The following is a 447-nucleotide window of genomic DNA, read 5'->3' on the forward strand; positions in this document are numbered from 1 at the left end:
GTGTGCGCTCCGTTACGGAGACGAGCATGATGTTCATTACCCCGATACCGCCCACTAAAAGAGAAATTCCGGCGATAACCGAGAAGACCATTGTAAGCATGTCAAGCATCTTCGTGATCTCTTTTAGCTCATCGGCGCTGTTTTTTACCGTGTAATGATCGGTATGCTTATGTACACGATTTAGATATTGCTTGGTAAAGTCCATCGCGGCTTGAATCGTAGCATTTGATTTGGCTTGAATGTGGAACATGCTTACCGTTGCTTTTTCATTGTGATTGAGATAAGTTCGTGCCGGCATGTACACCAGATCCTGCATGCCACCGCCCATTAAGCCCTGCATATCATTTTTTAGAATCCCAATGACCACAAAGGAGGCATCTGACATGTAAATCCGATTTCCTACAGCATTTCCCTGAGGAAACAATTTATCTGCTAAGCCCTTGTCTA

1 protein-coding gene is annotated in these 447 nt (G+C 44.5%); it reads right to left on the reverse strand.

Features of this window, described 5'->3' with window-relative positions; translation table 11 throughout:
* A partial coding sequence (locus O0550_RS24115; protein WP_258427428.1) for an ABC transporter permease occupies positions 1-447 on the reverse strand: 447 nt, incomplete at both ends.

The organism is Brevibacillus halotolerans (genome assembly GCF_026891775.1).
In the GTDB taxonomy this organism is placed as follows: domain Bacteria; phylum Bacillota; class Bacilli; order Brevibacillales; family Brevibacillaceae; genus Brevibacillus_B; species Brevibacillus_B halotolerans.